This window comes from Streptomyces sp. NPDC097619 (assembly GCF_040302735.1).
Taxonomy (GTDB): domain Bacteria; phylum Actinomycetota; class Actinomycetes; order Streptomycetales; family Streptomycetaceae; genus Streptomyces.
The window spans coordinates 90,977-99,107 of record NZ_JBEOSD010000010.1; the positions used below are offsets into that span (position 1 = coordinate 90,977).

The window sequence follows — 8,131 nt, forward strand, 5'->3', positions numbered from 1 at the left end:
CCTCTTGACGGTTGGTCCAGACCTTTCTAGTCTCCTCACGACTGTGGTGAGCGGGCGATGACGAAGCGTGCTCACGGGCGGCGCAGGTCCCACCCCCAAGTCGTGCCGGTCCCGGCACGACGGACCTACGGAGGAGCACCCTTGAGCACAGCGGCACCCCCACGCACGCGGTTCCTTTCGCGTCTCGCGGCCACCGTGGCCGCCTTCGCCCTGCCCGTCGCGGGGCTCGTCAGCCTGGCGTCCCCCGCCCAGGCGGCGACCGCCGCGACGGCGACCTACACCAAGGTCTCCGACTGGGGCAGCGGGTTCGAAGGCAAGTGGACGATCAAGAACACCGGCACCACCTCGATATCCACCTGGGCCGTCGAGTGGGACTACCCCACCGGCACCCGCGTGACCTCCGCCTGGGACGCCACCGTCACCAGCAGCGGGAACCACTGGACCGGCAAGAACCTGGGCTGGAACGGCAGCCTCGCCCCCGGCGCCTCGGTGAGCTTCGGCTTCAACGGCTCCGGCTCCGGCGCGCCCACCGGCTGTAAGATCAATGGCGCTTCCTGCGACGGCGGCACCCAGCCCGGGGACAACGCCCCCAGCGCGCCGGGCACCCCCACCGCCTCCAACGTCGGCGAGACCTCCCTCACCCTGAACTGGGCGGCCGCCACCGACGACAAGGGCGTCAAGAACTACGACGTCTACCGCGGCTCCACCAAGATCGCGACGGTCACCGGCACCAGCTACGCCGACTCCGGCCTGACCAAGGGCACGACGTACACCTACAGCGTCACCGCCCGGGACACCATCGACCAGACCGGTCCGTCCTCCGGCACCCTGACCGTCGCCACCTCCGGCGGCACCAACCCGCCGGACCCGGACCCGGGCGCCAAGGTCAAGCTCGGCTACTTCACCAACTGGGGCGTCTACGGGCGCAACTACCACGTGAAGAACCTGGTCACCTCCGGCTCCGCCGCGAAGATCACCCACATCAACTACGCCTTCGGCAACGTCCAGGGCGGCCGCTGCACCATCGGTGACGCGTACGCGGACTACGACAAGGCGTACACCGCCGACCAGAGCGTCGACGGCAAGGCCGACACCTGGGACCAGCCGCTGCGCGGCAACTTCAACCAGCTCCGCAAGCTGAAGGCCCAGTACCCGAACATCAAGATCCTGTGGTCCTTCGGTGGTTGGACCTGGTCCGGCGGCTTCGGCCAGGCCGTCCAGAACCCGGCCGCCTTCGCGCAGTCCTGCTACGACCTGGTCGAGGACCCGCGCTGGGCCGACGTCTTCGACGGCATCGACCTGGACTGGGAGTACCCGAACGCCTGTGGCCTGACCTGCGACACCTCCGGCCCGGACACCTTCCGGACCATGATGCAGGCCATGCGCGCCAAGTTCGGTGCCAACAACCTCGTCACCGCCGCCATCACCGCCGACGGCTCCAACGGCGGCAAGCTGGACAAGGCCGACTACGCCGGCGCCGCCCAGTACATCGACTTCTACAACGTCATGACGTACGACTTCTTCGGCGCCTGGGACGCGAAGGGCCCGACCGCCCCGCACTCCCCGCTCACCTCGTACAACGGGCTGCCCATCCAGGGCTTCACCTCCGAGGCCGCGATCACCAAGCTCAAGGGCAAGGGCATCTCGGGCTCCAAGCTCAACCTCGGCATCGGCTTCTACGGCCGCGGCTGGACGGGCGTGACCCAGGACGCCCCCGGCGGCACCGCCACCGGCCCGGCCACCGGCACCTACGAGCAGGGCATCGAGGACTACAAGGTCCTCAAGAACACCTGCCCGGCCACCGGCACCGTCGCCGGCACCGCCTACGCCAAGTGCGGCAGCAACTGGTGGAGCTACGACACCCCCGCCACCGTCACCAGCAAGATGAACTGGCTCAAGGGCCAGGGCCTCAAGGGCGCCTTCTTCTGGGAGTTCAGCGGCGACACCACCAACGGTGAGCTCGCCAACGCCATCCACACCGGCCTGCAGTAACAGGGCCGTCCCGGACCGGAGCCGGGGAGAGGGGTCCGCCCCCCTCTCCCCGGCTCCTCCGCGTTCCCGGCTCCCGCCCCCACCCCCGCACCGGCACCGGCACCGGCACCGGCACCGGCACCGGCACCGGCACCGGCACCGCGGGTACCGGGGACCCGGCACTCCGCCCCCCGGGCACGCAGGAGCCCCCTCGCCCGTCGGGGCAGGGGGCTCGCGGATGGGGTGGGCGGAGCGGACGGGGCCGCTCAGGCCACGTTGACGCGCTGGCCGGGCGGTGCCGCCTCCAGCCAGGCCAGGAAGCCGGTGAGGGCGTCCTCGCTCATGGCCAGCTCCAGACGGGTCCCCTCGTGGAGACAGCCCAGGACCACGGCGTCCGACAGCAGGGCCAGCTCCTCCTCGCCCTCGGGAGCGCGGCGGGCCAGCACCTCGATCGAGGAACGCTCCAGGAGACGGCGCGGACGCAGCGAATAGCTGAAGACGCGGAACCACTCGATGCGGTCACCGCTGTACCGGGCCACCCCGTACACCCAGCCCTTGCCGGACAGGTCGGTGCCCTCGGGGGCGTCCCAGCGCAGGCTGCAGTCGAAGGTGCCGCCGGACCGCTGGATCAGTCTCCGGCGCAGCCCGAAGACGAAGAGTCCGATCACCACCAGGGCGACGATCAGGCCGCTCACAAGCAGGGCGAGGAGCATCTTTCACCGACCTCCTCGCTCATTCGAATGACGCTGTCGAAAACTGCACCTGCATCGCCTCAGCCGCGACCCGGTCTGGAAAATTCCAGAGGGCCGCGGCTGAGGGTAAAGATCATCTGGTGATCGGGGTCAGGACCCCGTCACCGCACGCAGCCGGACTTCGGCGCGACGCTCGGCGGCCGCGTTGACCTCCGACTTGGCGCGCTCCAGTGCCCGCTCCGCACGCTGGACATCAATCTCGTCGGCGAGCTCGGCGATTTCCGCGAGCAGCGAGAGCTTGTTGTCAGCGAAAGAGATGAATCCGCCGTGCACCGCGGCGACGACGGTCCCACCCTCACTGGTACGGATGGTCACCGGGCCCGATTCCAGCACACCGAGCAGCGGCTGGTGACCGGGCATGACGCCGATGTCGCCGGACGTGGTGCGCGCGACAACGAGAGTGGCCTCGCCGGACCAGACACTGCGGTCCGCGGCGACCAGCTCGACGTGCAGCTCAGCAGCCAAGATGGCTCCTCGGGTCTCCACCCGGCGGTTCGGCCGGGTGTTGGGTCAAATTCTAATGGGCGTGGGGAGGGGGACAGGACACGCCCGTCCCCCTCCGTCAGGCGACGGTGCTCCGAAGAGCGCCGTTTCAGGAGACGCCCAGCTCCTTGGCGTTGGCCTTGAGGTCCTCGAGGCCACCGCACATGAAGAACGCCTGCTCGGGGAAGTGGTCGTAGTCGCCGTCGCAGATCTGGTTGAACGCGGCGATCGACTCGTCCAGCGGAACGTCCGAACCGTCCACGCCGGTGAACTGCTTGGCGACGTGGGTGTTCTGCGACAGGAAGCGCTCGACACGACGGGCGCGGTGGACGACCAGCTTGTCCTCTTCGCCCAGCTCGTCGATACCGAGGATCGCGATGATGTCCTGGAGGTCCTTGTACTTCTGCAGGATCCCCTTGACGCGGGTCGCGGCCTCGTAGTGGTCCTTCGCGATGTACCGCGGGTCGAGGATGCGGGACGAGGAGTCCAGCGGGTCCACGGCCGGGTAGATGCCCTTCTCGGAGATCGGACGGGAGAGAACCGTCGTCGCGTCGAGGTGGGCGAAGGTGGTGGCCGGAGCCGGGTCGGTCAGGTCGTCCGCGGGGACGTAGATCGCCTGCATCGAGGTGATCGAGTGACCACGGGTCGAGGTGATGCGCTCCTGGAGGAGACCCATCTCGTCGGCCAGGTTCGGCTGGTAACCCACCGCGGAGGGCATGCGGCCGAGCAGGGTCGACACCTCGGAACCGGCCTGGGTGTACCGGAAGATGTTGTCGATGAAGAAGAGCACGTCCTGCTTCTGAACATCGCGGAAGTACTCCGCCATGGTCAGACCGGCCAGGGCGACACGGAGACGGGTGCCCGGGGGCTCGTCCATCTGGCCGAAGACGAGGGCGGTCTTGTCGATGACGCCCGAGTCGCTCATTTCCTCGATGAGGTCGTTGCCCTCACGGGTGCGCTCACCGACGCCCGCGAACACCGACACACCGTCGTGGTTGTTGGCGACGCGGTAGATCATTTCCTGGATCAGAACGGTCTTGCCGACACCGGCACCACCGAACAGACCGATCTTTCCACCCTTGACGTACGGGGTGAGGAGGTCGATGACCTTGACGCCGGTCTCGAACATCTCGGTCTTCGACTCGAGCTGGTCGAAGCTCGGGGCCTTGCGGTGGATCGCCCAGCGCTCGGTGACCTCGGCGTTGGCCTCGGGGTAGTTGAGGACCTCGCCCAGGGTGTTGAACACCTTGCCCTTGGTGAAGTCACCGACGGGGACGGTGATGCCCGTGCCCGTGTCGGTCACCGTGGCCTGGCGGACCAGACCGTCGGTGGGCTGCATGGAGATCGTGCGGACCATGCCGTCACCCAGGTGCTGGGCGACCTCGAGGGTCAGCGTCTTGAGCGCGCCGTCCTCGGCCGGGTCGGCGACCTGCACGGTCAGCGCGTTGTAGATGTCGGGCATCGCGTCGACGGGGAACTCCACGTCGACGACCGGGCCGATGACCCGGGCGACGCGGCCCGTGGCGGCGGCCGTCTCAACAGTGGTCATTACTTGTCACTCCCCGCGGTCGCGTCGGACAGGGCTGCGGAGCCACCGACGATCTCGCTGATTTCCTGGGTGATTTCGGCCTGGCGGGCCGCGTTGGCAAGCCGGGAGAGGCTCTTGATGAGCTCACCGGCATTGTCGGTGGCCGACTTCATCGCGCGGCGGCGGGCGGCGTGCTCGGAAGCAGCGGCCTGCAGCAGCGCGTTGTAGATCCGGCTCTCGACGTAGCGCGGCAGCAGGGCGTCGAGGACGTCCTCCGCCGACGGCTCGAAGTCGAACAGCGGAAGGATCTCGCCCTTCGTACCGCTCTCCTCCACAGCCTTCTCAAGGCTCAGCGGCAGCATCCGGTCGTCGACCGGGTTCTGCGTCATCATCGACACGAATTCCGTGTAGACGATGTGGAGCTCGTCGACCCCGCCCTCGGCGGTCTCCTGGGAGACCGCCGCGATCAGGGGCGCCGCGATCGCCTTCGCGTCCGCGTAGCTGGGGCTGTCGGTGAAGCCGGTCCAGCTGTCCGCGACCTTGCGCTCGCGGAAGCCGTAGTAGGCGACGCCCTTGCGGCCGACGATGTAGGTGTCGACCTGCTTGCCCTCACCGCGCAGCCGCTCGATCAGCCGCTCCGACGCCTTGATGGCGTTGGAGGAGTAGCCGCCGGCCAGACCGCGGTCGCTCGTGACGAGCAGCACTGCGGCGCGGGTCGGGGCCTCGGCCTCGGTGGTGAGCGGGTGCTTGGTGTTGGAGCCGGTCGCCACCGCGGTCACCGCACGGGTGAGCTCGGTCGCGTACGGCGTGGAGGCCGCCACCTGGCGCTGCGCCTTGACGATGCGCGAGGCGGCGATCATCTCCATCGCCTTGGTGATCTTCTTGGTCGCGGTGACGGATCGGATGCGACGCTTGTAGACCCGGAGCTGGGCTCCCATGAGTCAGGTCCCTTCCGTCGTCACTTGGAGACGTTGACGGCCGCCGGAGCGTCCTCGCCCAGGAGCTTGCCGTCCGAGGTCTCGAACTGCTTCTTGAAGCCGGCGATGGCGTCGGCCACGGACTGCAGGGTGTCGTCCGACATCTTGCCGCCCTCGGCGATCGAGGTGAGGAGGTCCTTGCGGTTCAGACGCAGGTGCTCCAGCAGCTCCGACTCGAAGCGGCGGATGTCCTCGACCGGGACGTCGTCCATCTTGCCGGTGGTGCCGGCCCAGACGGAGACGACCTGCTCCTCGACGGGCATGGGCTGGTACTGGCCCTGCTTCAGGAGCTCGACCATGCGCTTGCCGCGCTCCAGCGACGACTTCGACGCGGCGTCCAGGTCGGAACCGAAGGCGGCGAACGCCTCCAGCTCACGGAACTGGGCGAGGTCCACGCGGAGACGGCCGGAAACCTGCTTCATGGCCTTGTGCTGCGCGGAACCACCGACGCGGGAGACCGAGATACCGACGTTCAGGGCCGGACGCTGGCCGGCGTTGAACAGGTCGGACTCCAGGAAGCACTGGCCGTCGGTGATGGAGATGACGTTGGTCGGGATGAACGCCGACACGTCGTTCGCCTTGGTCTCGACGATCGGCAGACCGGTCATCGAACCGGCGCCCATCTCGTCGGAGAGCTTGGCGCAGCGCTCCAGCAGACGCGAGTGCAGGTAGAAGACGTCGCCCGGGTAGGCCTCGCGGCCCGGCGGACGGCGCAGCAGCAGCGACACGGCGCGGTAGGCGTCGGCCTGCTTCGACAGGTCGTCAAAGATGATCAGGACGTGCTTGCCCTGGTACATCCAGTGCTGACCGATGGCGGAACCGGTGTACGGCGCCAGGTACTTGAAGCCGGCCGGGTCGGACGCCGGGGCGGCGACGATGGTCGTGTACTCCAGGGCACCGGCCTCCTCCAGCGCGCCGCGGACGGACGCGATGGTGGAGCCCTTCTGGCCGATGGCGACGTAGATGCAGCGGACCTGCTTGTTCACGTCGCCCGAGCGCCAGTTGTCGCGCTGGTTGATGATCGTGTCGACGGCCAGGGCGGTCTTGCCGGTCTGGCGGTCGCCGATGATCAGCTGACGCTGGCCACGGCCGATCGGCACCATCGCGTCGACGGCCTTGTAGCCGGTCTGCATGGGCTCGTGGACCGACTTGCGGACCATGACGCCCGGGGCCTGCAGCTCAAGGGCGCGGCGGCCGTCGGTCGCGATCTCGCCGAGACCGTCGATCGGGTTGCCGAGCGGGTCGACGACGCGGCCGAGGTAGCCCTCGCCGACGCCGACGGAGAGGACCTCACCGGTGCGCTGCACCGGCTGACCCTCCTCGACGCCGCTGAACTCGCCGAGGACGATCGCACCGATCTCGCGCTCCTCGAGGTTGAGGGCGAGACCGAGGGTGCCGTCCTCGAACTTCAGCAGCTCGTTCGCCATGGCGGAGGGCAGGCCCTCCACCTTCGCGATGCCGTCACCGGCAACGCTGACCGTACCGACCTCATCGCGCGAGGCCGCGTCCGGCTTGTACGACTGGACAAAAGTCTCCAGTGCGTCCCGGATCTCCTCCGGCCGGATCGTGAGCTCCGCCATCTGGGTTCCCTGCTCTCCTTGTTGGGCCTGAAGCTTCTTAGGGGTCTGGGGGCGACCCCCAGGAATCTTCTGCAAGTTCTGCACGGCCCAACCGGGCCGCTGGAAATGCTTTTCTGCTGTGGTGGCTTGGTCAGCCGGCCATGCGGCGGGACACCTCGGCGAGGCGCTCCGCGAGGCTGCCGTCGATGACCTCGTCACCGACGCGCACCGTGATCCCGCCGAGGACCGCGGGGTCCACGTCGAGGTTCAGGTGCATCTCGCGGCCGTACAGCTTGGCCAGGACCGCGCCGAGGCGCTGCTTCTGCACGTCGCTGAGCGGAACCGCGGTGGTCACGATGGCGACCATGCGGTTGCGGCGCTCGGCGGCGAGCTTCGACAGGGCGTCGAGTCCCGATTCCAGGCTACGTCCACGCGGGTGCGTCACCAGCCGGGTGACCAGGCGCTCGGTGACCGCGTTCGCCCGGCCGCCGAGCAGGGTGCCCAGGAGGCTGCCCTTGGCGGCGGAGGTGGCGGTGCGGTCGGTCAGCGCCGAGCGGAGCCCGGTGCTGGAGGACACGATCCGGCCGAAGCGGAACAGCTCGTCCTCGACGTCGTCGAGCGAGCCGGACTGCTGCGCGGCGGTGAGGTCGGCGGTGTCCGCCAGCTCCTCCAGCGCGTCCACCAGGTCACGGGACTGCGACCAGCGGGACCGCACCATGCCGGCCACCAGGTCGAGGGTCTCCCCGCCGACCTGACCGCCGAGCAGGCGCCGGGCCAGCTCGGCCTTGGCCTCTCCGGCCTGCGCCGGGGGCGGGTCGACCCGGCGCCGCGCGCCCGCCCCGGCGGGGAGCGCGGGGGCGG

General features: G+C 69.0%; 7 protein-coding genes. 1 reads left to right on the forward strand and 6 read right to left on the reverse strand.

What is annotated here, in order from left to right:
• The first annotated feature begins 141 nt into the window (after nucleotides 1–141).
• Nucleotides 142–1,992: a glycosyl hydrolase family 18 protein gene (locus tag ABTZ17_RS05020; protein WP_352194088.1), complete on the forward strand. Its 1,851-nt coding sequence runs from the start codon at nucleotides 142–144 to the stop codon at nucleotides 1,990–1,992.
• A 245-nt stretch (nucleotides 1,993–2,237) separates the two neighbouring features.
• Here the strand turns inward: ABTZ17_RS05020 and ABTZ17_RS05025 are convergent, their stop codons facing one another.
• The 6 genes from ABTZ17_RS05025 to ABTZ17_RS05050 all read right to left on the reverse strand — a co-directional run.
• Nucleotides 2,238–2,684, reverse strand: coding sequence for a DUF2550 domain-containing protein (locus ABTZ17_RS05025; protein ID WP_352194089.1), 447 nt, complete (start codon nucleotides 2,682–2,684; stop codon nucleotides 2,238–2,240).
• 129 nt (nucleotides 2,685–2,813) lie between these two features.
• Nucleotides 2,814–3,188, reverse strand: coding sequence for a F0F1 ATP synthase subunit epsilon (locus ABTZ17_RS05030; RefSeq protein ID WP_352194090.1), 375 nt, complete (start codon nucleotides 3,186–3,188; stop codon nucleotides 2,814–2,816).
• A 127-nt stretch (nucleotides 3,189–3,315) separates the two neighbouring features.
• Entirely contained in the window at nucleotides 3,316–4,755 is a 1,440-nt protein-coding gene (gene atpD / locus ABTZ17_RS05035; protein WP_352194091.1) for a F0F1 ATP synthase subunit beta, read from the reverse strand.
• The gene (locus ABTZ17_RS05040) at nucleotides 4,755–5,672 is read right to left on the reverse strand and encodes a F0F1 ATP synthase subunit gamma (RefSeq protein WP_352194092.1); all 918 of its coding nucleotides are present in this window, start codon (nucleotides 5,670–5,672) and stop codon (nucleotides 4,755–4,757) included. Before ABTZ17_RS05040 ends, atpD begins: the two co-directional genes overlap by 1 nt.
• Nucleotides 5,673–5,692: 20 nt before the next feature.
• The gene (gene atpA / locus ABTZ17_RS05045; protein WP_352194093.1) at nucleotides 5,693–7,291 is read right to left on the reverse strand and encodes a F0F1 ATP synthase subunit alpha; all 1,599 of its coding nucleotides are present in this window, start codon (nucleotides 7,289–7,291) and stop codon (nucleotides 5,693–5,695) included.
• A 130-nt stretch (nucleotides 7,292–7,421) separates the two neighbouring features.
• Nucleotides 7,422–8,131, reverse strand: a 710-nt coding sequence (locus ABTZ17_RS05050; RefSeq protein WP_352194094.1) for a F0F1 ATP synthase subunit delta, incomplete at its 5' end; no start/stop codon positions are given.